The 25,797-nt window shown below is 71.6% G+C and carries 24 protein-coding genes; 6 read left to right on the top strand and 18 right to left on the bottom strand.

Features of this window, described 5'->3' with window-relative positions:
• Nucleotides 1–31: 31 nt before the first annotated feature.
• The 11 genes from AB0F71_RS20365 to uvrA all read right to left on the bottom strand — a co-directional run bounded on the left by AB0F71_RS20365 (nt 32) and on the right by uvrA (nt 13,131).
• Nucleotides 32–367, bottom strand: a complete 336-nt coding sequence (locus AB0F71_RS20365; protein ID WP_035841977.1) for an RNA polymerase-binding protein RbpA — start codon at nt 365–367, stop codon at nt 32–34.
• A 157-nt stretch (nt 368–524) separates the two neighbouring features.
• Complete coding sequence (secG, locus tag AB0F71_RS20360; RefSeq protein WP_360236107.1) at nt 525–761, bottom strand: preprotein translocase subunit SecG; 237 nt, start codon at nt 759–761, stop codon at nt 525–527.
• Between the two features lie 86 nt (nt 762–847).
• Entirely contained in the window at nt 848–1,633 is a 786-nt protein-coding gene (tpiA, locus tag AB0F71_RS20355; protein ID WP_360236104.1) for a triose-phosphate isomerase, read from the bottom strand.
• A gap of 4 nt (nt 1,634–1,637) precedes the next feature.
• The gene (locus AB0F71_RS20350) at nt 1,638–2,840 is read right to left on the bottom strand and encodes a phosphoglycerate kinase (RefSeq protein WP_360236101.1); all 1,203 of its coding nucleotides are present in this window, start codon (nt 2,838–2,840) and stop codon (nt 1,638–1,640) included.
• 152 nt (nt 2,841–2,992) lie between these two features.
• A complete protein-coding gene (gene gap / locus AB0F71_RS20345; RefSeq protein ID WP_360236098.1) occupies nt 2,993–3,997 on the bottom strand; it encodes a type I glyceraldehyde-3-phosphate dehydrogenase in 1,005 nt (334 codons plus the stop codon).
• Between the two features lie 319 nt (nt 3,998–4,316).
• Complete coding sequence (gene whiA / locus AB0F71_RS20340) at nt 4,317–5,297, bottom strand: DNA-binding protein WhiA (protein ID WP_188308910.1); 981 nt, start codon at nt 5,295–5,297, stop codon at nt 4,317–4,319.
• Nucleotides 5,288–6,259 (bottom strand): uridine diphosphate-N-acetylglucosamine-binding protein YvcK, encoded by a 972-nt coding sequence (gene yvcK / locus AB0F71_RS20335; RefSeq protein ID WP_360236406.1) that lies wholly within the window; start codon nt 6,257–6,259, stop codon nt 5,288–5,290. Before yvcK ends, whiA begins: the two co-directional genes overlap by 10 nt.
• Before the next feature lie 178 nt (nt 6,260–6,437).
• Complete coding sequence (rapZ, locus tag AB0F71_RS20330; RefSeq protein WP_360236094.1) at nt 6,438–7,322, bottom strand: RNase adapter RapZ; 885 nt, start codon at nt 7,320–7,322, stop codon at nt 6,438–6,440.
• 118 nt (nt 7,323–7,440) lie between these two features.
• Entirely contained in the window at nt 7,441–9,498 is a 2,058-nt protein-coding gene (gene uvrC / locus AB0F71_RS20325; protein WP_360236091.1) for an excinuclease ABC subunit UvrC, read from the bottom strand.
• Nucleotides 9,499–9,540: 42 nt separating this feature from the next.
• Nucleotides 9,541–9,984: a Rieske (2Fe-2S) protein gene (locus AB0F71_RS20320; RefSeq protein WP_360236088.1), complete on the bottom strand. Its 444-nt coding sequence runs from the start codon at nt 9,982–9,984 to the stop codon at nt 9,541–9,543.
• Nucleotides 9,985–10,122: 138 nt separating this feature from the next.
• The gene (gene uvrA / locus AB0F71_RS20315; RefSeq protein WP_360236085.1) at nt 10,123–13,131 is read right to left on the bottom strand and encodes an excinuclease ABC subunit UvrA; all 3,009 of its coding nucleotides are present in this window, start codon (nt 13,129–13,131) and stop codon (nt 10,123–10,125) included.
• 268 nt (nt 13,132–13,399) lie between these two features.
• Here uvrA and AB0F71_RS20310 point away from each other — a divergent pair, with 268 nt between their 5' ends.
• Together AB0F71_RS20310 and AB0F71_RS20305 are read left to right on the top strand one after the other, a co-directional pair.
• Nucleotides 13,400–14,134: a maleylpyruvate isomerase family mycothiol-dependent enzyme gene (locus AB0F71_RS20310; RefSeq protein ID WP_360236082.1), complete on the top strand. Its 735-nt coding sequence runs from the start codon at nt 13,400–13,402 to the stop codon at nt 14,132–14,134.
• A 57-nt stretch (nt 14,135–14,191) separates the two neighbouring features.
• Nucleotides 14,192–14,845 carry an MBL fold metallo-hydrolase gene (locus tag AB0F71_RS20305; RefSeq protein WP_360236079.1) on the top strand — a complete coding sequence of 218 codons (654 nt, stop codon included), beginning with the start codon at nt 14,192–14,194 and terminating at the stop codon, nt 14,843–14,845.
• A gap of 72 nt (nt 14,846–14,917) precedes the next feature.
• Here the strand turns inward: AB0F71_RS20305 and AB0F71_RS20300 are convergent, their stop codons facing one another.
• The 5 genes from AB0F71_RS20300 to zapE all read right to left on the bottom strand — a co-directional run bounded on the left by AB0F71_RS20300 (nt 14,918) and on the right by zapE (nt 20,519).
• Complete coding sequence (locus AB0F71_RS20300; RefSeq protein ID WP_360236076.1) at nt 14,918–15,898, bottom strand: TerC family protein; 981 nt, start codon at nt 15,896–15,898, stop codon at nt 14,918–14,920.
• Nucleotides 15,899–16,089: 191 nt separating this feature from the next.
• Nucleotides 16,090–16,668 carry a TerD family protein gene (locus AB0F71_RS20295; RefSeq protein ID WP_360236073.1) on the bottom strand — a complete coding sequence of 193 codons (579 nt, stop codon included), beginning with the start codon at nt 16,666–16,668 and terminating at the stop codon, nt 16,090–16,092.
• Between the two features lie 247 nt (nt 16,669–16,915).
• Nucleotides 16,916–19,006 carry an excinuclease ABC subunit UvrB gene (gene uvrB, locus AB0F71_RS20290; protein WP_360236070.1) on the bottom strand — a complete coding sequence of 697 codons (2,091 nt, stop codon included), beginning with the start codon at nt 19,004–19,006 and terminating at the stop codon, nt 16,916–16,918.
• A gap of 44 nt (nt 19,007–19,050) precedes the next feature.
• The gene (locus AB0F71_RS20285; protein WP_360236067.1) at nt 19,051–19,359 is read right to left on the bottom strand and encodes a helix-turn-helix transcriptional regulator; all 309 of its coding nucleotides are present in this window, start codon (nt 19,357–19,359) and stop codon (nt 19,051–19,053) included.
• A gap of 113 nt (nt 19,360–19,472) precedes the next feature.
• Nucleotides 19,473–20,519: a cell division protein ZapE gene (zapE, locus tag AB0F71_RS20280; RefSeq protein WP_360236403.1), complete on the bottom strand. Its 1,047-nt coding sequence runs from the start codon at nt 20,517–20,519 to the stop codon at nt 19,473–19,475.
• 175 nt (nt 20,520–20,694) lie between these two features.
• Between zapE and AB0F71_RS20275 the strand changes: the two genes are divergently transcribed.
• The 4 genes from AB0F71_RS20275 (at nt 20,695) to msrB (ending at nt 23,945) form a co-directional block, all read left to right on the top strand.
• Nucleotides 20,695–21,486, top strand: a complete 792-nt coding sequence (locus AB0F71_RS20275) for a pyrimidine reductase family protein (RefSeq protein ID WP_360236064.1) — start codon at nt 20,695–20,697, stop codon at nt 21,484–21,486.
• A gap of 51 nt (nt 21,487–21,537) precedes the next feature.
• Nucleotides 21,538–21,999, top strand: a complete 462-nt coding sequence (locus AB0F71_RS20270) for an indole-3-glycerol phosphate synthase (protein WP_360236061.1) — start codon at nt 21,538–21,540, stop codon at nt 21,997–21,999.
• 124 nt (nt 22,000–22,123) lie between these two features.
• On the top strand, nt 22,124–23,512 hold the full coding sequence (murC, locus tag AB0F71_RS20265; RefSeq protein WP_360236400.1) for a UDP-N-acetylmuramate--L-alanine ligase: 1,389 nt from the start codon (nt 22,124–22,126) through the stop codon (nt 23,510–23,512).
• Nucleotides 23,513–23,534: 22 nt separating this feature from the next.
• A complete protein-coding gene (msrB, locus tag AB0F71_RS20260; protein ID WP_360236058.1) occupies nt 23,535–23,945 on the top strand; it encodes a peptide-methionine (R)-S-oxide reductase MsrB in 411 nt (136 codons plus the stop codon).
• Nucleotides 23,946–24,007: 62 nt separating this feature from the next.
• On the opposite strand, the gene AB0F71_RS20255 is transcribed toward msrB, so the two are convergent.
• Nucleotides 24,008–25,201: a cytochrome P450 gene (locus tag AB0F71_RS20255; protein ID WP_360236055.1), complete on the bottom strand. Its 1,194-nt coding sequence runs from the start codon at nt 25,199–25,201 to the stop codon at nt 24,008–24,010.
• Nucleotides 25,198–25,758 carry an ATP/GTP-binding protein gene (locus AB0F71_RS20250; protein WP_360236397.1) on the bottom strand — a complete coding sequence of 187 codons (561 nt, stop codon included), beginning with the start codon at nt 25,756–25,758 and terminating at the stop codon, nt 25,198–25,200. The genes AB0F71_RS20255 and AB0F71_RS20250 overlap by 4 nt, the downstream gene beginning before the upstream one ends.
• Nucleotides 25,759–25,797 lie beyond the last annotated feature (39 nt).

Below are 25,797 nucleotides of genomic sequence, written 5' to 3'. Positions count from 1 at the left end.
TCGACGGGTGGCGCCCTTTGTCGTCAGCTCCTCAGATCTCGCCGCGCAGCTTGGCCAGCGCCTCGGCGAGGATCGCCTCGCCGTCGGCGTCGGTGCGCCGCTCCCGGACGTAGGCGAGGTGGGTCTTGTACGGCTCGTTGCGCGAGGGAGCCGGCGGGTTGTGCTCGTCCTGCCCGGCCGGGAAGCCGCAGCGCGGGCAGTCCCAGGTGTCCGGGATGACGGCCTCGGCGGCGAAGCTGGGGCGCGTCTCGTGCTTGTTGGCGCACCAGAAGGAGATCCTGTTGCGCGGAGCGGACTCGCCGCGCTCCGCCTCCCCCATCGGGCCTGCCCCGACCCTGCTCCCACGGATGGCGTTGCCACTTGCCACGGTCTGACTCCCTGCGTGCTGGTGCGCCGACCCGCCGCGGTGCGCGTCGGTGGCGAAAGTCGTCCTAGTGTAAGCAGGACTTAAGGTTCCGCCACCATCGCCTCCGCCCCCGACCGTCCCAGGATAGGCGCTCGGGCGACGGGGCGTCAGGGCTGTGTCAGCTCTTGTACTTCAGGATCAGGCCCAGCGCGATGATCGAGGCGAACCAGCCGATGCCGACCACGATGGTGATGCGGTCCAGGTTGCGCTCGGCCACCGCCGAACCGCCGCCGGTGGACATCGCACCGCCGCCGAACATGTCCGACAGGCCGCCGCCCTTCCCCTTGTGCAGGAGCACCAGCAGGATCATCAGCAGGCTGAAGATGATCAGGGCAATCGAGAACCCGAGAACCACGACCGGACCAACTCTCTCGTATCTTCGGCGACGGGGCCGGGCCGCTGTCGGCGGTCCGGCCCCAAAGCCTACGTTGCTGCGCGGCGTTAGCCTACTGCCTGCTCACGGTAGCGCACGATCTTGACGAACTCGTCGGCGTCCAGCGAGGCACCGCCGATCAGGCCGCCGTCGATGTCGGGCTTGGCCATCAGGCCGGCCGCGCTCGACGACTTGACCGAACCGCCGTACAGCACACGGACCTTGTCGGCCAGCTCGGCGCTGTACAGCTCGGCCAGGCGGGCCCGGATCGCGGCGCAGACCTCCTGCGCGTCCTCCGGGGTGGCCACCTCGCCGGTGCCGATCGCCCAGACCGGCTCGTAGGCGACCACGATCGACTCGGCCTGGTCCGCCGGGACGCCCTCCAGGGCGCCGTCCAGCTGGGCCAGGGTGTACGCGACGTGGGTGCCGGCCTTGCGGATCTCCAGCGGCTCGCCGATGCACAGGATCGGGGTGACCCCGGCCCGGTAGGCGGCCTTGACCTTGGCGTTGACGATCTCCTCGTTCTCGCCGTGGTACTGGCGGCGCTCCGAGTGGCCGATCACCGCGTAGGTGCACTGGAGCTTGGCCAGCATCGGGCCGGAGACCTCGCCGGTGTAGGCGCCGCCGTCGTGCTGCGAGATGTCCTGCGAGCCGTACTTGATCTTCAACTTGTCGCCGAAGACCAGGGTCTGCACCGACCGCAGGTCGGTGAACGGCACCAGGACGGCGACCTCGACGGCCTCGTAGTCCTTGTCGGCCAGCGCGAACGCCAGCTTCTGGGTGTGCTGGATGGCCTCGAGGTGGTTGAGGTTCATCTTCCAGTTGCCCGCCATCAGCGGGAGACGCTCAGTCATGCTTTCAGCCTTCCAGGGCGGCGAGACCGGGGAGGGTCTTGCCCTCCAGGTACTCGAGGCTCGCGCCACCGCCGGTCGAGATGTGCCCGAACTTCGTCTCGTCGAAGCCCAGGATGCGGACGGCCGCGGCGGAGTCGCCGCCACCGACCACGGTGAACGCGTTGCTGTCCAGCAGGCCCTGCGCGACGGCCTTGGTGCCGTTCGCGTAGTCGGGGTGCTCGAAGACGCCCATCGGGCCGTTCCAGAACACCGTGCCCGCGTCGGCCAGCTTGGAGGCGTACAGCTCGCGGGTCTTCGGGCCGATGTCCAGGCCCTCCTCGTCGGCCGGGATGGCGTCCGCGGCGACGACCTTGGGGTTCGCCGGGGCCTTGGTCTTGAGGTCGGGGAAGTCCGGCGAGACCAGGACGTCCACCGGCAGCACGAACTCGACGCCGCGCGCCTCGGCCCGGGCCAGGTACTCCAGGCAGACCGGGATCTGGTCCTCCTGCAGCAGCGAGATGCCGACCTCGTGGCCCTTGGCCTTGAGGAAGGTGTACGCCATGCCGCCGCCGATCAGGATCCGGTCGGCCTTCTCCAGCAGGTTGTCGATCACGCCGAGCTTGTCGGACACCTTGGCGCCGCCGAGCACGACGACGTACGGGCGCTCGACGTCCTCGGTGAGCTTCTTGAGCACGCCGACCTCGGTGGCGATCAGGTCGCCGGCGGCGTGCGGCAGCAGGGCCGGCAGGTCGTACACCGAGGCGTGCTTGCGGTGCACGGCGCCGAAGCCGTCGCCGACGTACAGGTCGGCCAGGGCGGCCAGCTGCTCGGCGAAGGCCTTGCGCTCGGTGTCGTCCTTGCTGGTCTCGCCGGCGTTGAAGCGCAGGTTCTCCAGCAGCGCGACCTCGCCGTCGGCCAGCGCGGCGACGGTGGCCGCGGCGGACTCGCCCACGGTGTCGGTGGCGAAGGCGACCGGCTTGCCGAGGATCCCGCCGAGCCGCTCGGCGACCGGGGCGAGCGAGAACTGCGGGTCCGGCTCACCCTTGGGGCGGCCGAGGTGGGAGGCGACGACGACCTTGGCACCGCGCTCGACGAGCTTGGCGATGGTCGGCGCCACGGCGCGGATGCGGCCGTCGTCGGTGATCCGGCCGTCCGACAGCGGGACGTTCAGGTCGGCGCGCACGAAGACGCGCTTGCCGGCGACGTCCAGGTCTTCGATGGTCTTCACGGGTTCTTCTGTCTCCTGGGGAGATGGTTGATGCGCAGAGGCGGCACGGCGCAGGGGCCGCCTGAGAAGTCCTTGTACGCAGAACGAGGGCCCGGTCGGCACGTTGTCGCCGTCCGGGCCCTCGCCCCTACATCACGTCAGCTCCCACTGCGTCAGAGCTGGCCACCGACGAGGGTGACCAGGTCCACGACGCGGTTCGAGTAGCCCCACTCGTTGTCGTACCAGCCGAGCACCTTGACCTGGTTGCCCTGGACCATGGTGAGCTGCGAGTCGAAGATGCAGGAGGCCGGGTCGTTGACGATGTCCGACGACACGATCGGGTCCTCGGTGTAGGCCAGGATGCCCTTGAGGGAACCCTCCGCCGCCTTCTGGAAGGCCGCGTTGACCTCCTCCTTGGTGACCTCGCGCTCCAGGGTGACGACCAGGTCGGTGATGGAGCCGGTCGGGACCGGGACGCGCAGCGAGGTGCCGTCCAGCTTGCCCTTCAGCTCCGGCAGGACCAGGGCGGTCGCCTTGGCGGCACCGGTCGAGGTCGGGATGATGTTCTGCGAGGCCGCACGAGCACGGCGCAGGTCCTTGTGCGGGAAGTCCAGGGTCACCTGGTCGTTGGTGAACGCGTGGACGGTGGTCATCAGACCCTTGACGATGCCGAACGCCTCGTTCAGCACCTTCGCCATCGGCGCCACGCAGTTCGTGGTGCAGGAGGCGTTGGAGATGATGTGGTGGTTGGCGGCGTCGTACTTCTCGTCGTTGACACCCAGGACGATGGTGACGTCCTCGTCGGTGGCGGGCGCCGAGATGATGACCTTCTTCGCGCCGGCGGCGAGGTGCTTCTTCGCGGCCTCGGCCTTGGTGAAGATGCCGGTGGACTCGACGACGATGTCGGCGCCCAGGGCGGCCCACGGCAGGTTGGCCGGGTCACGCTCGGCGGTCACCTTGAAGGTGTGGCCGTCGACGGTGATGCTGTCCTCGGTGTGCGAGACCTCGCCCGGGAAGGTGCCCAGGGTGGTGTCGTACTTGAGCAGGTGAGCCAGGGTCTTCGTGTCGGTGAGGTCGTTGACACCGACGATCTCGATGTCCGCGCCCTGGGCCTTGACGGCGCGGAAGAAGTTGCGGCCGATGCGGCCGAAGCCGTTGATGCCTACCCGGATCGTCACGAACCGATCTCCTCGTTAGGTACGCCGGCGCTGAGCCGACGGGGATGAGATTTGGGAAGTCCCCGACCGCCTACGACCCTACCTCTCCCGACCCTGGGAGGGCACATCGCGCCACCTGGCAAGACGTGGCGTGGCGCGTATCCGGGCCCTCCGTCCCCGCCCGCCGGGGCCGTTGGTCCTGGTCAAGTGGTCTTGACCAATTTCGGATCGCCGTCCGAGCCCCGGTCGGACCCCGTCCGCCCCCGTCCGCTCCCGTCCGCTCCCGGACACAGCTGCGGCCGGTGCCCGGAATCCGGACACCGGCCGCAGTGGTTCGGAGCTAGTTCAGCGCCATCTCGTCGGTCAGGTTGGCCTCGGTGCTCGGCAGGCCCAGCTCGGCCGCCCGCTTGTCGGCCATCGCCAGCAGGCGACGGATCCGGCCGGCCACCGCGTCCTTGGTCAGCGGCGGGTCGGCGAGCGCGCCCAGCTCCTCCAGCGAGGCCTGCTTGTGCTGCATCCGCAGCTGGCCGGCTGCCGCCAGGTGCTCGGGCACCTCCTCGCCGAGGATCTCCAACGCGCGCTGCACCCGGGCACCGGCCGCCACCGCGGCGCGGGCCGAGCGGCGCAGGTTGGCGTCGTCGAAGTTGGCGAGCCGGTTGGCGGTGGCCCGGACCTCGCGCCGCATCCGGCGCTCCTCCCAGGCGAGCACCGACTCGTGCGCCCCGAGCCGGGTCAGCAGCGCGCCGATCGCGTCACCGTCGCGGATGACCACCCGGTCCACCCCGCGCACCTCGCGGGCCTTGGCCGGGATGCCGAGCCGGCGGGCCGCGCCGACCAGGGCCAGCGCCGCCTCCGAGCCGGGGCAGGTGATCTCCAACGAGGAGGAGCGGCCCGGCTCGGTGAGCGAGCCGTGCGCCAGGAAGGCCCCGCGCCAGGCGGCCTCGGCGTCGCAGGTGGCCCCGGAGACGACCGCCGGGGGCAGACCCCGGATCGGCCGGCCGCGGCCGTCCACCAGGCCGGTCTGGCGCGCGAGCAGCTCGCCGTCCTTGACCACCCGGACGACGAAGCGGCTGCCGCGCCGCAGGCCGCCGGGCGCCATCACCACGAGGTCGGAGGAGTGCCCGAAGATCTCCAGCAGGTCCTTGCGCAGCCGCCGCGCCGCCGCGCCGGTGTCCAGCTCCGCCTCGATCACGATGCGGCCGCTCACGATGTGCAGCCCGCCCGCGAACCGCAGGATCGCCGACACCTCAGCCTTGCGACAGCAGGCCCGGGTGACCGGGAGCCGACTGATCTCGTCCTTCACCGCTGGAGTCATCGCCATGGCCCGATCCTTCCATGTGTCCGGAAAATCCGGTCGTACGCGGCTGCCAACAGCTCCGGGTCGTGTCGCGGGGTGCCGTCGGTGCGGGCCACCGTGCCGAGCACCAGAGCGGCACCCATCCGCTCGGCGGCCTTCTCCAGTCCGGCCAGGTCCGCCTGGCCGAAGGCGCCGCCCGTGACGGCGCGCTCGTCCACCAGGATCGCATCCACCACCAGGTCGGGAGCGTGGTCGGCGATGACCTCCAGGTGGCGCTGCGGGGTGAAGCCCTCGGTCTCCCCGGGCTGCGGGGCCAGGTTCAGCGTGAGCAGGCGGCGGGCGCGGGTCTCCACCAGCGCCTTGGCCAGCTCGGGCACCAGCAGGTGCGGCAGCACGCTGGTGAACCAGGAGCCGGGGCCGAGCACCACCCAGTCCGCCTCCCGGACCGCCGTGACCGCCTCCGGGACGGCCGGCGGCTCGTCCGGCAGCAGCCGGATCGACTGCACGGTGCCGGGGGTGACGGCCACGTCGGCCTGGCCGCGGACGGCCGTGACCTCGGCCGGGCGGGCCGGGTCGTGGCCGCGCACGGTGGCCTCGATGTCCAGCGGCACCGCCGACATCGGCAGCACCCGGCCCTGGACGTTCAGCAGCCGGCCGACCCAGTCCAGCGCCGCGACCGGGTCGCCGAGCTTCTCCCAGAGCGCCACGATCAGCAGGTTGCCGACGGCGTGGCCGCCCAGCTCGCCGTTGCCGGTGAAGCGCTGCTGGATGACCTCGGACCAGGTGCGGCCCCAGTCGTCGTCCCCGCACAGCGCGGCCAGCGCCTTGCGCAGGTCGCCGGGCGGCAGCACCCCCAACTCCTCGCGCAGCCGTCCGCTGGAGCCGCCGTCGTCGGCGACGGTGACCACCGCGGTGAGGTCGCTGGTGAGCCGGCGCAGCGCGGACAGCGAGGCGGACAGGCCCTGGCCGCCGCCGAGCGCGGTGATCCGGGGGGCCGGATTGGCCCGGGCGGGACTGCTCCGCGGCCGACCCGGCCACGGGCCGGCCGCCCGCTCCGCGGTCCTGCTCTGCAGCTGTCGCCCGGGCACGTATCCCGCCACAATCACCTCGCGTTCCTCGGCCCCGCCACCGGCACCGCCGGCGGCCCGGCAGGGAAGGCGGCGGTTACTCCCGACCCATGTCACGGTGGACGAGCACCGTCTCGACTCCGTCGGCGATGAGACGCTTGGTCAGACGCTCGGACATGGCGACGCTGCGGTGCTTGCCACCGGTGCAGCCTACGGCAAGCGTCATGTAGCGCTTCCCCTCCCTGCGGTAACCCTCGGTGACGATGCGCAGCAGCTCGGCGTAGCCGTTCAGGAACTCGTTGGCACCGGGCTGCTGGAACACGTAGTCGGCGACGTCCGAGTCGGTGCCGGTACGGGCCCGCAGCTCGGGCACCCAGTGCGGGTTCGGCAGGAAGCGGCAGTCCACCACCAGGTCGGCGTCGACCGGCAGGCCGTACTTGAAGCCGAAGGACATCACGGTGGCGCGCAGCTCGGGCTCGTCGTGGTCGGCGAACTGGGCGTCCAGCTTGGCGCGCAGCTGGTGCACGTTGAGGTTGGAGGTGTCGATCACCAGGTCGGCCTCGCCACGCAGGTCGCGCAGCAGGTCGCGCTCCTGGGCGATGCCGTCCACGATCCGGCCGTCGGCCTGCAGCGGGTGCGGGCGGCGCACGCTCTCGAAGCGGCGGACCAGCGCCTCGTCGGAGGAGTCCAGGAAGACCACCCGGAGCCGGACGCCGCGCTTCTCCAGCTCGTCCAGCGAGGTGAGCAGGTCGTCGAAGAACTGGCGGCCGCGGACGTCCACGACGACGCCGATCCGGGCGACGTTGCCCTGGGAACGGGCGCCCAGGTCGACCATGGTCGGGATCAGGGCCGGCGGCAGGTTGTCCACCACGAACCAGCCCAGGTCCTCCAGGCACTTGGCGGCGGTGGAGCGGCCGGCTCCGGACATGCCGGAGATGATCACCAGCTCCGGCGCGTTCTCGGCCACGTCTGACACGGTCACTTCGGTTCCCCGCTCTCGGTCTTTCTGCTGGGGAGAACGCGCACGGCACGGCCGCTCTTCCCCGTCCCGGACAGTCGGGCGGGGTCGGGGCGCGCCGACAGACGGGCGGCGTCGGCCGTCATGGCGTCTCCTGGGATGGTGCGGTCTGGGGTGCTGCGGCCACCGGCTCGGCGGCCTCGTCGGCCCCGTCCTCGATGATCTCGCCGGTCGCGGTGTTGACCGCGGGTGCGGCGGGTGTACGGGACGACAACGCCGCCGCAACAGTTTCCGCGGTGCGGCGCCCGATGCCGGGTACCGCGCAGAGCTCGTCCACGGTGGCGGCCCGGAGCTTCTTCAGCGAGCCGAAGTGCTTGAGCAGCGCCTGGCGGCGAGTCTCGCCGAGGCCCGGGACGGAGTCCAGCTCCCCGGCGGTGAGTCGCTTGGAACGCTTGGCGCGCTGGTAGCCGATCGCGAAGCGGTGGGCCTCGTCGCGGACCCGCTGGAGCAGGTAGAGGCCTTCGCTGGAGCGGGGCAGCACGACCGGGTCGTCCTCGCCGGGCAGCCACACCTCCTCCAGGCGCTTGGCGAGGCCGCACAGCGCGACGTCGTCGATGCCGAGCTCCGCCAGGGCCCGCTGGGCGGCGGCAACCTGCGGCTGGCCGCCGTCGACCACCAGCAGCTGCGGCGGGTAGGCGAAGCGCTTGGGGCGGCCGTCCTCGGTGCGCGGGCCGTCGCCCGGCTGGTCCTCGTCGGGCTCCTCCGGGACGGCCCACTCGCCGGTCTGCTCGCGCTCCTGGAGGTAGCGGCGGAAGCGGCGGCTGATCACCTCGTGCATCGAGCGGACGTCGTCCTGGCCCTCGAAGCCCTTGATCTGGAAGCGCCGGTACTCGCTCTTGCGGGCCAGGCCGTCCTCGAAGACGACCATGGAGGCGACCACGTCCTCGCCCTGGAGGTGGGAGATGTCGTAGCACTCGATCCGCAGCGGGACGGAGTCCAGCTCCAGCGCGTCGGCGATCTCCTGGAGGGCGCGGCTGCGGGTGGTGAGGTCGGAGGCGCGCTTGGTCTTGTGCAGGGCCAGCGCCTGTTGGGCGTTGCGCTGCACGGTGGCCATCAGGTCCTTCTTGTCGCCGCGCTGCGGGATCCGCAGGTCGACCTGGCTGCCGCGCAGCCCGCTGAGCCACTCCCGGACGGGGGCGGCCGGTTCGGGCAGGGCGGGGACGAGCACCTCGCGCGGGACGGACTCGTTGCGCTCGTCCGGGCCGGCGCCGCCGTAGAGCTGCTGGAGGGCGTGCTCGACCAGGCCGGCGGTGTCCACGTCCTCGACCTTGTCGGTGACCCAGCCGCGCTGGCCGCGCACCCGGCCGCCGCGGACGTGGAAGATCTGGACGGCGGCCTCCAGTTCGTCCTCGGCCACGGCCAGCAGGTCGGCGTCGGTGGCGTCGGCGAGCACGATGGCGTTCTTCTCCATCGCGCGCTTGAGGGCGCCGATGTCGTCCCGCAACCGGGCCGCCTTCTCGTACTCCATCTCGGCCGCGGCCTCCTGCATCTGCTCTTCCAGCCGGCGCAGGTAGTTGCCGGTGCGCCCGGCCATGAAGTCGCAGAAGTCCTCGGCCAGCGCCCGGTGTTCGTCCGCGGAGACCCTGCCGACGCAGGGCGCGGCGCACTTGCCGATGTAGCCGAGCAGGCAGGGGCGGCCGACCTGCCGGGCGCGCTTGAACACGCCGTTGGAGCAGGTGCGGACGGGGAAGACGCGCAGCAGCAGGTCGACGGTCTCGCGGATGGCCCAGGCGTGCCCGTAGGGGCCGAAGTAGCGCACGCCCTTCTTGTGCGCCCCGCGCATCACCTGGACCCGCGGGTACTCCTCGTCGAGGGTGACGGCGAGTTCCGGATAGCTCTTGTCGTCGCGGTACTTGACGTTGAACCGGGGGTCGAACTCCTTGATCCAGGAGTACTCCAGCTGGAGCGCCTCGACCTCGGTGGCGACCACGGTCCACTCCACCGAGGCGGCGGTGGTCACCATGGTCGCGGTGCGCGGGTGCAGACCGGCGAGGTCCTGGAAGTAGGACGACAGCCGCGGCCGCAGGCTCTTGGCCTTGCCGACGTAGATGACCCGGCCGTGGGCGTCACGGAACTTGTAGACGCCCGGGGAGGTCGGGATCGCGCCCGGCGCCGGGCGGTAGGTGCTCGGGTCAGCCATGGGTCCACCGTACCGAGTTCGGCTGGAAGTCGATCAACTGCTTCAGCTCGGGGTCACCTTGAGGTTGCCGCCCTCGACCGTGACCGCGTAGGAGGGCAGCGGGGTGGGGGCCGGGCCGTCCTGCACCGCGCCGTCGGCGATGGCGAACCGGCTGCCGTGGCAGGGGCACTGGATCTGCTGGTTCTTGACCTGGTCCACGATGCAGCCGGCGTGGGTGCACTTGGCGCTGAACGCCTTGTACTGGCCGGCGGTCGGCTGGGTGACGACGATCTTCTGCTCGCGGAAGACCTTGCCGCCGCCCTCCGGGACGGCCGAGGCCGGGCCGAGGTCCACCGGGCCCTTGGCGGCGCTGCCGGCGTCCGAGGAGCCGGCGGAGGAGCTGCAGCCGGTGACCGCCACGGTGCCGCCGGCCGCCAGCACGGCCGCGGCTCCGCAGAGCAGGGTGCGGCGGGAGGTGGCGGGGCTGGTCTCGGGGGCCTCGGACATCGGTGCGCTCCTACGGTGTGCTGCTGCGAGGGACCACGGAAGTCTATGCCGCACCCGCCCCGCCGCTGCCGGGATGTCCGGCAGCGGCGGGAGGTCCGGGAGCGGCGGGAGGTCCGGGAGCGGCGGGGCGGGTCGGGCCTACTTCTTCGCCGCGGCGGCCCGCTTGGCCGGGGCCTTCTTGGCGGCGGCCGCCTTGGCGGGCGCCTTGGCGGCCGTCGCGGTGGCGGCCTTCTTCGCGGCCGTCGCGGTGGCGGCCTTCTTGGCGGGTGCCTTCCTGGCGGGAGCCGCGACCGGGGCGTCGGCGAAGTCGCCCGGCAGGATGTCCCGCAGGAACTTGCCGGTGTGGCTCTCCGGGACGGCCGCGATCTGCTCCGGGGTGCCCTCGGCGACCACCGTGCCGCCGCCGGAGCCACCCTCGGGGCCCATGTCGACGACCCAGTCGGCGGTCTTGATCACGTCGAGGTTGTGCTCGATCACGATCACCGTGTTGCCCTTGTCGACCAGCCCGCTGAGCACCTTGATCAGCTTGCTGATGTCCTCGAAGTGCAGGCCGGTGGTGGGCTCGTCCAGCACGTAGACCGTCCGCCCGGTGGAGCGCTTCTGCAGCTCGGAGGCGAGCTTGACGCGCTGCGCCTCGCCGCCGGAGAGCGTCGGCGCGGACTGGCCGAGCCGGACGTAGCCGAGGCCGACGTCGTTGAGCGTCCGCAGGTGGCGGGCGATTGCCGGGACGGCCTCGAAGAAGGCCAGCCCCTCCTCGATCGGCATGTCCAGCACCTCGGCGATGGACTTGCCCTTGTAGTGGACCTCCAGCGTCTCCCGGTTGTACCGGGCGCCGTGGCACACCTCGCACGGGACGTAGACGTCCGGCAGGAAGTTCATCTCGATCTTGATGGTGCCGTCGCCGGTGCAGTTCTCGCAGCGGCCGCCCTTGACGTTGAAGGAGAACCGGCCGGGCAGGTAGCCCCGGACCTTGGCCTCCTGGGTCTCCGCGAAGAGCCGGCGGACGTGGTCGAACACCCCGGTGTAGGTGGCCGGGTTGGAGCGCGGGGTGCGGCCGATCGGCGACTGGTCGACGTGCACCACCTTGTCCACCAGGTCGGTGCCGGTGATCCGGGTGTGCCGGCCGGGCACGCTGCGGGCGCCGTTCAGCTCCCGGGCGAGGTGGGTGTAGAGGATGTCGTTGACCAGCGTCGACTTGCCGGAGCCGGAGACGCCGGTGATCGCCGTGAAGGTGCCGAGCGGGAAGCCGACCGTGACGTCCTTGAGGTTGTGCTCGCGGGCGCCGTGCACCGTCAGCTGGCGCTTCCTGTCCCGGTCGCGGCGGGCGGCCGGGATCGGGATGGAGCGCTTGCCGGAGAGGTACTGCCCGGTCAGCGACTCCTTGTTGGCCAACAGCCCCTTCAACGCGCCGGAGTGCACGACCTTGCCGCCGTGCTCACCTGCGCCCGGGCCGATGTCCACCACCCAGTCCGCGGTCTTGATGGTGTCCTCGTCGTGCTCGACCACGATCAGGGTGTTGCCGATGTCGCGCAGCCGCACCAGCGTCTCGATCAGCCGGTGGTTGTCCCGCTGGTGCAGGCCGATGGACGGCTCGTCCAGCACGTACAGCACGCCGACCAGGCCGGAGCCGATCTGGGTGGCCAGCCGGATGCGCTGGGCCTCGCCGCCGGACAGGGTGCCGGCCGCGCGGTCCAGCGAGAGGTAGTCCAGGCCGACGTCGACCAGGAAGCGCAGCCGCTCGTTGACCTCCTTGAGGACCCGCTCGGCGATCTGCTTGTCCCGGTCGTTGAGCTTCATCGCGCCCAGGAACTCGGCGCAGTCGCTGATCGACATCGAGGAGACGTCGGCGATCGACCTGTCCTCGACGGTGACCGCGAGCACCACCGGCTTGAGCCGGGTGCCCTGGCAGGTCGGGCAGGGCACCTCGCGCATGTAGCCCTCGAAGCGCTCGCGGCTGCTGTCGCTCTCCGCCTCGGTGTGCCGGCGCTGGATGAACGGGACGGCGCCCTCGAAGCCGGTGCTGTACGAGCGCTCGCGGCCGAAGCGGTTGCGGTAGCGGACCTGCACCTGGTGCTTGTGCCCGTACATCAGCGCCTTCTTGGCGCGGGCGGGCAGCCCGGCCCAGGGGATGTCGGTGCGGAAGCCGAGTTCCTCGCCGAGCGCGTCGATCAGGCGCTGGAAGTACTCCTTGGCGTGCCCGGCCGACCACGGGTGGATCGCGCCCTCGTCGAGCGAGCGCTCGACGTCCGGCACGACCAGCTCCGGGTCCACCTCCATCCGGTTGCCCAGGCCCGAGCAGTCCGGGCAGGCGCCGAACGGCGAGTTGAAGGAGAACGAGCGCGGCTCCAGCTCCTCGAACGACACGTCGTCGTACGGGCAGTAGAGGTGCTCGGAGTACATCCGCTCGCGCTCCGGGTCCCCCTCGGGGAGGTCGACGAAGTCGAGCACGACCATGCCGCCGGACAGCCGCAGGGCCGTCTCCACCGAGTCGGTGAGCCGCCGCTTGGCGCTCTCCTTGACGGTCAGGCGGTCGACGACCACCTCGACGGTGTGCTTCTCCTGCTTCTTGAGCTTCGGCGGCTCGGCGAGCTGGATCGTCTCGCCGTCGACCCGGGCGCGCGAGTAGCCCTTGGACTGGAGGTCGGCGAAGAGGTCGACGAACTCGCCCTTGCGCTCGCGCACCACCGGGCTGAGCACCTGGAACCGGGTGCCCTCGGCGAGCTCCAGCACCTTGTCGACGACCGCCTGCGGCGACTGCTTGGCGATCGGGCGGCCGCAGTGCGGGCAGTGCGGCTTGCCGATCCGGGCGAACAGCAGGCGCAGGTAGTCGTAGACCTCGGTGATGGTGCCGACGGTCGAACGGGGGTTGCGGTTGGTCGACTTCTGGTCGATCGAGACGGCCGGGGAGAGGCCTTCGATGAAGTCGACGTCGGGCTTGTCCATCTGCCCGAGGAACTGCCGGGCGTACGAGGACAGCGACTCGACGTAGCGGCGCTGGCCCTCGGCGAAGATCGTGTCGAAGGCGAGCGAGGACTTGCCGGAGCCGGAGAGGCCCGTGAAGACGATGAGGGAGTCGCGGGGCAGGTCGAGCGAGACGTTCTTGAGGTTGTGCTCGCGAGCACCGCGGACGATGAGGCGGTCGGCCACTGCTTCTGGCGCCTTTCTCCGGACGAGAGGGCTTGCGGTGTGTGGGGTGTTCTTCTTCCAGGATGCGGCAGCCAGCCTATAGCTCAGACGTTCGAATCTCGACTTCGTCCAGCGGAGTCCACCCGAACGAGTGAGAGCGCCCGCCGGGCCGTCCGTATCCGGACCGAAAAACCCCTGCTCAGGACCGGGGACCGGGCGGTAGCGTCGGCTGGTCAACGAGCGAGGCCCCCTCCGGGCAACGCACCGCCCCGTACAGAAGGCAGATCCGATGACCGACCCGCAGTCCGCAGCCGCGATCGCCGCCGAGCACCTGGCCCTGGTGGAGGACGGCACCCGGGCGCTGCTGGAGACCGTCGCCGGGCTGGCGCCCGAGGCCCTCGCCGAGCCCTCCGCGCTCCCCGGCTGGACCCGCGGCCATGTGCTCGCCCACGTCTCCCGCAACGCCGACTCCCTGGTCAACCTGCTGACCGGCGCCCGCACCGGCACCGACATCCCGCAGTACGCCAGCGAGCACGCCCGCGAGGAGGGCATCCAGGAGGGCGCCGGCCGCCCGCTGGAGGCCCAGCTCGCCGACCTGCGCGAGTCCCACCAGCGCTTCCTCGCGGCCGCTGCGCTGATGGCCCCCGAGGACTGGGCCGCCGAGGTGCGCCACCGCTCGGGCGCGGTCTTCCCGGCCTGCGACCTCGCCTGGAAGCGCCTCGGCGAGCTGGAGTACCACCTGGTCGACCTGGACGGCGGCTACGGCCCCGCCGAGTGGCCGGAGCTCTTCGCCGTCACCGAGTTCCGCAAGCTCGCCACCAAGCTGGCCGGGGCCGACCTGCCCGCCGTCGAGCTGGTCGCCGAGGACACCGGGGACAAGGGCCTGATCGGCACCGGAGCGGCCGCCCTCACCGTCCGCGGCCCCGTCCGCGGCCTGCTCGCCTGGCTCTCCGGCCGCTCCGCCGGCACCGACCTGGCCCGCACCCCCGACACCGCCCTCCCCCAGCTTCCCCCGCTGGGCTGAGGGCGCGAGGATGATCCCGAACCCTGTTTCAGTCGGACCCTGACGAGGAGCGGACGGATGACGTACCACGGAGCGGTCAAGGTCGGCGGGCCGCCGGACGTACGCGAACTGGCCCACCTGATCATCACCAAGGTGGCCGTGGGCCCGTACGACAACAACGCGTACCTGCTGCGCTGCCGGGCCACCGACGAGCAGCTGCTGATCGACGCGGCCGCCGACGCGCCGGTGCTGCTGGAGACGGTCGGCGACGACCTGGCGACCGTGGTCACCACCCACCGGCACCACGACCACTGGGGCGCGCTGGCCGAGGTGGTCGCCACCACCGGGGCCCGCACCGCCGCCGGGGAGCACGACGCCGAGGGCATCGACGTGCCGACCGAGCTGCGGCTCGCGGACGGCGACACCCTGCGGGTCGGCGAGGTCGGGCTCACCGTCCGGCACCTGGTCGGGCACACCCCCGGCGCGATCGTGCTCATCTACGACGACCCCCAGGGCCACCCGCACGTCTTCACCGGCGACTGCCTCTTCCCGGGCGGCGTCGGCAACACCTGGGGCGACCCGGAGGCCTTCACGACCCTCTTCCGGGACGTCAACGAGAAGATCTTCGACGCCCTGCCGGACGAGGCCTGGGTCTACCCCGGCCACGGCAACGACACCACCCTCGGCACCGAGCGCCCACACCTGGACGAGTGGCGCGAGCGCGGCTGGTAGCCCGCCCCCGGACGCGGCGGGGCCCCGCGACGCAGTGCGCGTCGCGGGGCCCCTTCGCGTCGTTCGAGCGGGTCAGGCGTCCAGCTTCTCGGGCTCGCGCTCGGCCTGCTCCTGCTTCTTGGAGGCCATCAGGCTGGTGACCGTGGTGACGGCCAGGACGACGACGATGAAGCCCAGGGAGAACGGGATGCCGATCTCCGGGACGTTCGCACCGGCCTCGTGGGCGGCGTGCAGGACCAGCTTCACGCCGATGAAGCCGAGGATCACCGACAGGCCGTAGCTCAGGTGGACCAGCTTCTTGAGCAGGCCGCCGATCAGGAAGTACAGCTGGCGCAGCCCCATCAGGGCGAAGGCGTTGGCGGTGAAGACCACGTACGGGTCCTGGGTGAGGCCGAAGATGGCCGGGATCGAGTCCAGGGCGAACAGCACGTCCGTCGTACCGATCGCCAGCATCACGATCAGCATCGGGGTGATCAGCCGGCGACCGTGCTCCCGGACGAACAGCTTGGTGCCGCGGTAGTCGTCGGTGGCCGGGAAGCGCCGGGTGATCGACTTGAGCAGCCGGTTCTCCTCGAACTCCTCCTCTTCCTCGTCGGCCCTGGCCTCCTTGATCAGCTTCCAGGCCGTCCAGATCAGGAAGGCGCCGAAGATGAAGAACACCCAGGAGAACTGCGTCACCAGCGCCGCACCACCGGCGATGAACACCGCCCGCAGCACCAGCGCGATGATCACACCGAACATCAGCACGCGCTGCTGGTAGATCCTGGGCACCGCGAACTTGCCCATGATCAGGATGAACACGAAGAGGTTGTCGACACTGAGCGACTTCTCGGTGATGTACCCGGCGAAGAACTCACCAGCCGGCTGCGCGCCGGAGTGCCACCAGAGGAAACCGCCGAAGAGCAGCGCCAGCACGACCCAGACGGCCGTCCAGATCCCGGCCTCCTTGATCGAGACCTCGTGCGGCTTGCGCCCCCCGATGAAGAAGTCCGCCACGATCAGTGCGATCAGCACACCGATCGTGGTGACCCACATGGTGATGGAAACGTCCACTACTGCTCCTCCGGCAGGTAGGCGAGACAGTCATCGTCACTGCCGGAGGTCTCTTCCACCCTTCGGGCCAGCGCCCCGGGGTGCCACGACGGGCATCCGTGATGACGGGGTCGGCTGTCGAGGAATACTCCCCTCCGCTGCCATCGAGAGTAACAGAAGAGGCAAGGAAAGGTAAAGAAGGTAAAGAACCGTCAGAGGAAGGGCTCGATCGCCGGCAGCAGGTCCTGGAAGGTCCGCCCCTTCGCCGGGGCGCCGATCGCCTGCATCTCCCAGCCGCCGTTGCCGTCCCGGACCACCTTCGCCATGATCTGCCCGGTGTGCGGCCCGCCGCCCGCCAACTCGTACCGGGCCAGCTCCACCCCGGTCGCCTCGTCCACCAGCCGGCAGTGCGCCTGGCTCACCTCGGCGAAGGTCTGCCCGGTGTACGAGCTGACCGTGAACACCACCTGGGTGATGTGCGGCGGCACGTGCAGCAGGTCGACCAGGATCGCCTCGTCGTCCTCGTCCCCGGAGCCGCCCTCCAGGTTGTCCCCGGTGTGCCGCACCGAGCCGTCGGTGGACTCCAGGTGCTGGAAGAACACCACGTCGGACGGGGTCCGCTCGGCGTACAGCAGGGCGGAGGCGTCCAGGTCGATCTTCCTGGTCCGGCTGCCGAACAGGCCCCGCTTGGGCGCGGCCTGCCAGCCCAGCCCCATCCGCACCACGGTCAGGGCGGCGCCCGCCCCCTTCTGGAGGCTGACCCGCTGCCCCTTGGCAAGGTTCACCGACACGACGTTGTCCTCTCTGCCGGCCGCGCGGTCGCTGCCGCACGGCTCCCCGGTGGAACACCCCGTCGCCGTCCCCCGGCTGAGGCCCCCTCTGCTTCCGGCCCGCGACCCCGTCCCGAGGGCGCGATGCCGCAGGCCAGCCTAGGGCCTGCGGCACCCGCGACTCCTCCGGGTTACCCGGTTTGTGGCAAGGATGAGACACCGCGGGGCTTGACCGGTGCCGAACCGGCCAAGCCCCGCACGGCGGGCCTCAGGCCACACCCGCCTCGCGCATCTGCCGCAGCTCCTTCTTCAACTCCTTGACCTCGTCGCGCAGCCGCGCCGCGACCTCGAACTGGAGGTCCGCGGCGGCCGTGTGCATCCGGTCCGTCATCTCCTGGATCAGCTCCGCCAGCTCGGCGGCCGGCAGCGACTTGGCCGGCTTGCGCCCCGCGCCCAGCGCCGGCACCGGGGCCTTGCCCTTGCCCTGGCCCCGGTAGCCGCTGGAGAGCAGCTCGTCGGTGTCCACGTCCTCCCGGGCGAGGGTGTCCAGGATGTCGCCGATCTTCTTCCGCAGCGGCTGCGGGTCGATCCCGTGCTTCTTGTTGTAGGCCTGCTGCACGGCCCGGCGCCGGTTGGTCTCGTCGATCGCCTTCTCCATCGACGGGGTGATCCGGTCCGCGTACATGTGCACCTGGCCGGAGACGTTGCGGGCCGCGCGGCCGATCGTCTGGATGAGCGAGGTGCCGGAGCGCAGGAAGCCCTCCTTGTCCGCGTCCAGGATCGCCACCAGCGACACCTCGGGCAGGTCCAGGCCCTCACGCAGCAGGTTGATGCCGACCAGCACGTCGTACTTGCCCGCCCGCAGCTCGCGCAGCAGCTCCACCCGGCGCAGGGTGTCCACGTCGCTGTGCAGGTACCGGACCCGGATGTCCAGGCCCAGCATGTAGTCGGTGAGGTCCTCGGCCATCTTCTTGGTCAGCGTGGTGACCAGGACGCGCTCGTCCCGCTCGACCCGCTTGCGGACCTCGTGCACCAGGTCGTCGATCTGGCCCTCGGTCGGCTTGACGATCACCTCGGGGTCGATCAGCCCGGTCGGGCGGATGATCTGCTCGACCTGACCGTCGCCGCGCGACAGCTCGTACGCCCCGGGCGTCGCCGACAGGTACACCGTCTGCCCGATCCGCCCCAGGAACTCCTCCCACTTGAGCGGGCGGTTGTCCATCGCCGAGGGCAGCCGGAACCCGTGCTCGACCAGCGTGCGCTTGCGCGAGGCGTCGCCCTCGTACATCGCGCCGATCTGCGGGACGGTGACGTGCGACTCGTCGATGACCAGGAGGAAGTCCTCCGGGAAGTAGTCCAGCAGGGTGTTCGGCGGGGAGCCGGGCTCGCGGCCGTCGAAGTGCATCGAGTAGTTCTCGACGCCCGAGCAGGTGCCGATCTGGCGCAGCATCTCGATGTCGTAGGTGGTGCGCATGCGCAGCCGCTGGGCCTCCAGCAGCTTGCCCTGCTTCTCCAGCTTCCCGAGCGTCTGCTCCAGCTCCTGCTCGATGCCGGTGATCGCCCGCTCCATGCGCTCGGGGCCGGCCACGTAGTGCGAGGCGGGGAAGACGTAGATCTGCTCGTCCTGGCTGATGATCTCGCCGGTGAGCGGGTGCAGGGTGTAGAGCGACTCGATCTCGTCGCCGAACATCTCGATCCGGACGGCGAGCTCCTCGTAGACCGGGAAGATCTCGATGGTGTCGCCGCGGACCCGGAAGGTGCCGCGGGTGAAGGCCACGTCGTTGCGGGCGTACTGGATGTCGACGAAGCGGCGCAGCAGCACGTCGCGGTCGATCTCCTGGCCGACCTTGAGCGGGACCATCCGGTCCACGTACTCCTGCGGGGTGCCGAGGCCGTAGATGCAGGAGACGGAGGCGACCACGATCACGTCGCGGCGGGTGAGCAGCGAGTTGGTGGCCGAGTGCCGCAGCCGCTCGACCTCCTCGTTGATCGAGGAGTCCTTCTCGATGTAGGTGTCCGTCTGCGGGACGTACGCCTCCGGCTGGTAGTAGTCGTAGTACGAGACGAAGTACTCGACCGCGTTGTTCGGCAGCAGCTCGCGGAACTCGTTCGCCAGCTGCGCGGCCAGCGTCTTGTTCGGCGCCATCACCAGGGTGGGGCGCTGCAGCTTCTCGATCATCCAGGCCGTGGTGGCCGACTTGCCGGTACCGGTGGCACCGAGCAGCACGACGTCCTTCTCCCCCGCCCTGATCCGCCGTTCCAGTTCGGCGATCGCCGCCGGCTGGTCACCGTTGGGTTGGTAGGGGCTGACGACCTCGAAGGGCGCCACGGACCGCTCAATACTCGTGATGGGACGCACGCCTCCACCGTACGACCCACCAGTGACAACCGGTGCCGCTTCCCTCAGGCCGCGTGCGCCTCGAAGGTCATCGCGGGCTCGTGGGCCGGATCGATGCGGACGACGGAGTCGAAGGCGGCGGCCAGCCGCTCGATCAGCGGCAGGGTCGGGTCGACGCCGCTCTCCTCGATGCTCTCGACCGTCTCCTCGTCCAGCCCCACCCGCTCGGCGAGCTCGGCGAGCGTCCACCCGAGCGCGGAGCGGCGCGCGTACACGGCCTCGGCCAGCGCCATCCGCCGCCCGGCCGCCCGGTACTCCTCACTCTCGCGGTGCTCCGGCGGTACGACCCAGCGGGTGTGGTAGCCGCTGCTCATCGCTGCTCCTCCCGGATCTCGATCTCGTAGCTCGCCCGGGACCCGTCGCCGGTCATGCCTCTCCCCCTTGCTCGGCAGTGGGTACAACTGCCGAGCAAGCGGGAGGTCACGGCTCAGGACTTGGCGCTGTCGCGGGCGAGGGCGACGAGGCGGGAGATGGCGCGCAGGTACTTCTTGCGGTAGCCGCCGCGCAGCATGTCCTCCGGGAAGACCTGGTCGAAGGGCAGGCCGGAGGCGGTGATGGGCAGCTCGCGGTCGTACATCCGGTCGGCGAGGACGACCAGGCGCAGCGCGGTGGACTGGTCGTCGACCTGGCGCACGCCCCGCAGGCAGACCGCGCTGACGTCGTCCAGCAGCGCGCCGTAGCGGCTGGGGTGGACGGCGGAGAGGTGGGCGAGCAGGGCGTCGAAGTCGTCCAGCGAGGCGCCGGGGGTGCGGGCGGCGACGGCCTCGACGGTGTCGTCGGGGTACGGCGGCGGGGCGTCGGGCAGGCCGCGGTGGCGGTAGTCCTGGCCGTCGATCCGCATCGGGCGGAAGTGGGCGGACAGGCCCTGGATCTCGCGCAGGAAGTCGGCGGCGGCGAAGCGGCCCTCGCCGAGCTTCTCCGGCAGGGTGTTCGAGGTGGCGCACAGCTTGACGCCGTTCTCGACCAGCCGGCCGAGCAGGGTGGAGACCAGCACGGTGTCGCCCGGGTCGTCCAGTTCGAACTCGTCGATGCACAGCAGGGTGTGCCCGGAGAGGGTCCGGACGGCCTGCTGGAAGCCGAGCGCGCCGACCAGGTTGGTCAGCTCGACGAAGGTGCCGAAGGCCTTGGGGCCGGGGGCGGCGTGCCAGAGCGAGGCGAGCAGGTGGGTCTTGCCGACGCCGTAGCCGCCGTCGAGGTAGACCCCGGCCGGGCCGGTGGGCGCGGGGGCGGAGCGGCGGAACCAGCTGCGCTTGGGCGCGGAACCGTTTCCTCCCCCGAGGGTGCCCGCGAACTGCTCCAGGACCTGGACGGCCTCGTACTGGCTGGGCTGGCTCGGGTCCGGGAGGTACGTCCCGAAGCTCACCGCGGCGAACCGGGGCGGCGGGACCATCTCGGCGACCAGCCGCTCGGCGGGCACGACGGGGCGGCGTTCGGTGAGTGCGATCGGGGCGCCGGCCGGGCTCTCGGCGGCTATCGACTCGGTCGCGGGGGCGGGGTGGGAGGCTGCGGGCACGTTAGTAGAGGGTACGCCTGGTGCCCGCGCCCTCCGAACCCGCTCCCGGCCCGTTCCGGCCGGCCCGCGCCGGCCGCTCCCGGCCGCTCCCCACAGCACCCGGCCCCGGCCGGCACCGCGGTGGAAGACTGGGGACATGCAACAGTTGATCAGCCCGCTGGGCGCTCGGGTCGCCGATCCGTCCGACCTGGAATCGCTCGCCGCCGTCTACGCGTACCCCGACCAGGTGAATCGGGGGCGCCCGTGGCTGCGGGCCAACATGGTGGCGGGGCTGGACGGCGGTGCGCGGCTCGACGGCCTGTCCGAGGGCCTGTCCGGGGACGCCGACAAGCGGATCTTCGGCGTGCTGCGGGCCCTGTCCGACGTGGTGCTGGTGGGCGCCGAGACGGTCCGGGCGGAGGGCTACCGGCCGGCCCGGGCCCGGGCGGAGTTCGCGGCCGCGCGGGCCGCGGCGGGGCAGTCCCCGGCCCCGGCGATCGCGATCGTGAGCCGCTCGCTGGACCTCGACCTGGCCGCGCCGCTGTTCACGGAACCGCTGGTCAGGACGGTGGTGATCACCGTCGAGGACGCCCCGCAGGAGCGCCGCCGGGCGGTCGCCGAGGTGGCCGACCTGGTGCTCGCCGGGCGCGGCTCGGTGGACCTGCGGGCGGGCGTGGCGGCCCTGGTGGAGCGGGGCTGGACGCGGCTGCTGACCGAGGGCGGCCCGCGGTTGCTGGGGCAGCTGGCGGCGGCGGGCCTGCTGGACGAGCTGTGCCTGTCGTTGGCCCCGCTGGTCACCGGCGGCGACGCGCCGCGCATCGTCCGCGATGCGGAAATGCCGGACGTGCAGCGGATGCGGCTGGTCTCATTGATCGAGCAGAAAGGATTCCTCTTCACTCGCTACCTGCGTCACCTGGGTTCGGATGACCCCGTGACCCCCCGATCGTGATCCCGTTATGCGATGCCGGGGCCCGGGGGCCGGCCACTGGAAGGGACTCACGTGTTCAAGACGGTACTGATGATCGAAAAGGCGCTCTCGGACGCGGACGTGGAGCTCGTCACCACGCTCCACAGCGACGAGAAGGTGTCCTTCGTCGTCCTGATGCAGCCGCGCGGCAAGCAGGACGAACTGCTGCGGGCGCTCGACGACGTCGCCCTCGGCCACCTCGACAAGGTGGTGCACGAGCACGACGAGTCCGAGAACGCCCCCACGGTGGCCGGCGAATCGCTGGAGCACAGCCTGCGCCACCTGCGCGCGGCCGGGGCGGAGGCGATCGGCGAACTGGTGGAGGAGAAGCCGCTGGACCGGCTGCGCGCGGCGGTCGGGGAACACCGGGCGGACGAGGTGGTGGTGCTCACCTCGCCGCACTTCGTCGAGGAGCTCTTCCACCGCGACTGGGCCTCCCAGGCCCGCCACAAGGTGGGGGTGCCGGTGCTCAGGCTCTTCGCCAGCGACTCCTGACTCCGCCCGCCGGTGGTGCAGAATCGTCCTTGCGGTCCGCCCGCGAGGACGATTCGCATCCCGTCCGCCTGCCCACCAGATCCCGCCCGTACGGAGCCACGCCTTGAACGACGCCGCGCACGACCTGCACGCCCCGCACTTCATCGGCATCGGCGGCGCCGGGATGTCCGGCCTGGCGAAGATCCTCGCGGTGCGCGGTGCCAGCGTCTCCGGCAGTGACTCCAAGGAGTCCGAGACCGTCCTCGCGCTGCGCGCCCTCGGCGCCACCGTGCACGTCGGCCACGCCGCCGAGCACGTGCCGGACGGCGCCAGCAGCATCGTGGTCTCCAGCGCGATCCGCGCCGACAACCCCGAGCTGGTCACCGCCCGCGAGCGCGGCATCCCGGTGGTGCACCGCTCCGACGCGCTGGCCGCGCTGATGGGCGGCCGCCGGGCGCTGGCGGTGGCCGGCACCCACGGCAAGACCACCACCACCAGCATGCTCGCCGTCGCCCTCGGCGAGCTGGGCCTGGAGCCGTCCTACGCGATCGGCGGCGACCTGGACGCGCCCGGCTCCAACGCCCAGCACGGCACCGGCGAGATCTTCGTCGCCGAGGCCGACGAGAGCGACCGCAGCTTCCACAAGTACGCGCCCGAGGTGGCGATCGTGCTCAACGTGGAGCTGGACCACCACGCCAACTACGCCTCGATCGACGAGATCTACGAGTCCTTCGAGACCTTCGTCGGCCGGATCACCCCCGGCGGCACCCTGGTCGTCTCCGCCGACCACGACGGCGCCCGCGAACTGACCTCCCGGGTGGCCGCCCGCGAGGGCCTCAACGTGGTCACCGTCGGTGCCGCCGAGGACGCCGACCTGCGCGTCCTCTCGGTGGTCGCCCACGGCATGACCAGCGAGGTCACCGTCCTGCTGGACGGCGAGGAGCTGACCTTCACCGTGTCGGTGCCCGGCCGGCACTACGCCCACAACGCGGTGGCCGCGCTGGCCGCCGGCGTCGCCCTGGGCGTCCCGGCCGCCGACCTGGCCAAGGCGCTCGGCGCCTACACCGGCGTGCGCCGCCGGCTCCAGCTCAAGGGCGAGGCGGCCGGCGTCCAGGTGATCGACTCCTACGCCCACCACCCCACCGAGATGACCGCCGACCTGGAGGCGATCCGGGAGGGCCTGGAGGGCGGGGGCCGCGTCCTGGTGGTCTTCCAGCCGCACCTGTTCAGCCGCACCCAGCAGCTCGCCGAGGAGATGGGCCAGGCCCTGGCGCTGGCCGACGCCTCGGTGGTGCTGGACATCTACCCGGCCCGCGAGGACCCGATCCCCGGGGTCACCAGCGAGCTGATCCTCGACGCCGCCCGCCGGGCCGGCGCCGACGTCACCCCCGAGCACGACTTCGCCGCCGCCCCCGCCCTGCTGGCCGGCCTGGCCCGCCCGGGCGACCTGCTGCTCACCATGGGCGCGGGCGACGTCACCAACCTGGGGCCCGAAATTCTCCGGCACCTCGCGAACGTTGCTTCCAACGTCTGACGTACGCCGAGCGGGAGTCGTGATGAGCTACGAGATCGAGAAGACCGAGGCCGAGTGGCGCGCCCAGCTCAGCCCCGAGGAGTACCACGTGCTCCGCGAGGCGGGCACCGAGCGGCCCTTCGTCGGCGAGTACACCGACACCAAGACGGTCGGCGTGTACGCCTGCCGGGCCTGCGGGGCGGAGCTGTTCAGCTCCGAGACCAAGTTCGACAGCCACTGCGGCTGGCCCTCGTACTACGCGCCGCTGGCCGGGGACCGGGTCGAGTACATCGAGGACACCTCGCTCGGCATGCGCCGGGTCGAGGTGCGCTGCGCCCGCTGCGGCGGGCACCTGGGGCACGTCTTCGAGGGCGAGGGCTACGGCACGCCGACGGACCAGCGCTACTGCATCAACAGCGTCTCGCTGACGCTGCGGCCGGCCGAGGAGGGCTGACCGCCGCCACCGAGGGCCCGGACCGCTGCGGCGGCCGGGCCCTCGGTGCTGTCCGACCCCGGCTAGCCGGCGACCGGCGCGAAGCGGACCGGCAGGTGTACCAGGGCGCGGTGGAACGGGCCCGGGCGCCAGAGCAACTCCCCTGCCGGGGTGGCCAGTTCGAGGTCACTGAGCCGGCTGGTGAGCTGCTCGATGGCGGTGATCGCGATCAGCAGGGCCGGGTCCCGGGCCGGGCAGGCGTGCGGGCCGGCCGCCCAGGCCAGGTGGGCGCTCTCGCCGCTGCGCAGCTCGCCGCCGTCGGTGGCCGGCGCCGCCTGGGAGTTGGCGGCCGCGTACGAGACCAGCACCAGCGAGCCGGCCGCGATCTCGCGGCCGTGGAAGGTGATGTCGTACCGCGGGTAGTGGGCCGAGAGGTTGGCCAGCGGCGGCTCGTGCCACAGCACCTCGTCGATCGCCTGGTGGGCGGTCATCGCGCCGCCGAACAGCGAGCCGGCGTAGCGGGCGTCGGTGAGCAGGCGCAGCAGGGCGTTGCCGATCAGGTTGGTGGTCGGCTCGTGCCCGGCGATCATGGTCAGGGTGATCTGCCGGATCACCTCGTCGTCGTCCAGTCCGACCGGGTGGGTGACGAACCAGGAGGCCAGGTCGTGCCGGGGGCGCTCGCGGCGCTCGGCGACCATCGCGGTGACCACCGCGACGAGCTTGCCGTACGCGGCGCCGGCCCGGGCGCCCGACTCGATCAGCCCGGTGATCGCGGCCACCACCTCGGTGTGCTCCTCCTCCGGCACGCCGAAGCCGGTGGTCAGCACGAAGGCGGGCAGCTGGCGGGCGTACTCGGCGATCAGGTCGGCGCTGCCGACCGCGGCGAAGCGGTCGATCAGCCGGTGGGCGACCTCGGCGATCTGGCGCTGCAGCCGGTGCGGTTCGAGCAGGGCCAGGCCGTCGGTGATCACCGCGCGGTAGCGGGCGTGCGTCGCGCCGTCGCTGAACAGCGCGGTGGGGCGGTAGCCGAGCACCGGCAGCAACGGGGAGTCCGGCGGGAGGGTCGCCTGCCAGGCGCGGGAGTCCTTGGAGAAGGTGTCGGTGTCGCGCAGCAGGTCCAGCGCGGCCTGGTAGTCGGTGACCAGCAGGGCCTCGACACCGGGGGCGATCTCGACCGGGGCGACGGCGCCGTGGCGGCGCAGCCGCTCGTACGCCAGCTGGGGGTCGGCGGCGAAGACCGGGCCGTAGATCGGGGTCGGTCGGGTCTCGACGGTCACGGGCGTTCCTGGGGATCGGTGACGGTGACGGGCAGGGTGTCCAGGACGTGCTCGGCCAGGGCGATCAGCGCGTCGAGGCTGCTGCCGCGCTCGCGCGCGTCGCACAGCAGCAGCGGGGTCGCGGCGTGCAGGTCCAGGTGGGCGCGCAGCACCTCGGGCGGGTGCTCCGGGGAGTCCGGGAAGGTGTTGACGGCGACGGCGTACGGCAGGCCCTGCTCCTCGACCATGTCCATGATCTCGAAGGAGTCGGCCAGCCGGCGGGTGTCGGCGAGCACCAGCGCGCCCAGGGCGCCGCGGGCGATGTCCTGCCAGAGCGGGAAGAAGCGGCGCTGGCCGGGGGTGCCGAACAGGTAGAGCACCGTGTTGCCGGGCAGGGTGAGCCGGCCGAAGTCCACCGCGACCGTGGTGGTGGTCTTCTCCGGCAGGCCCGCCAGGTCGTCCACCGGCCGGCCGGTCTCGGTCATCGCCTCCTCGGTGTGCAGGGTGGCGATCTCGGAGAGGGTGCGGATGAGCGTGGTCTTGCCGACCCCGAACGGGCCGGCGACCACCAGTTTCATCAGCAGTTGGTCCCGGTCGGGCAGGTAGCCCACCCGGCT

Origin of the sequence: Kitasatospora sp. NPDC028055 (assembly GCF_040637885.1) — a bacterium.
Classification (GTDB): domain Bacteria; phylum Actinomycetota; class Actinomycetes; order Streptomycetales; family Streptomycetaceae; genus Kitasatospora.
The sequence above is the reverse complement of the archived record's forward strand: the minus strand, read 5'-3'. Positions and strand labels throughout refer to the sequence as shown.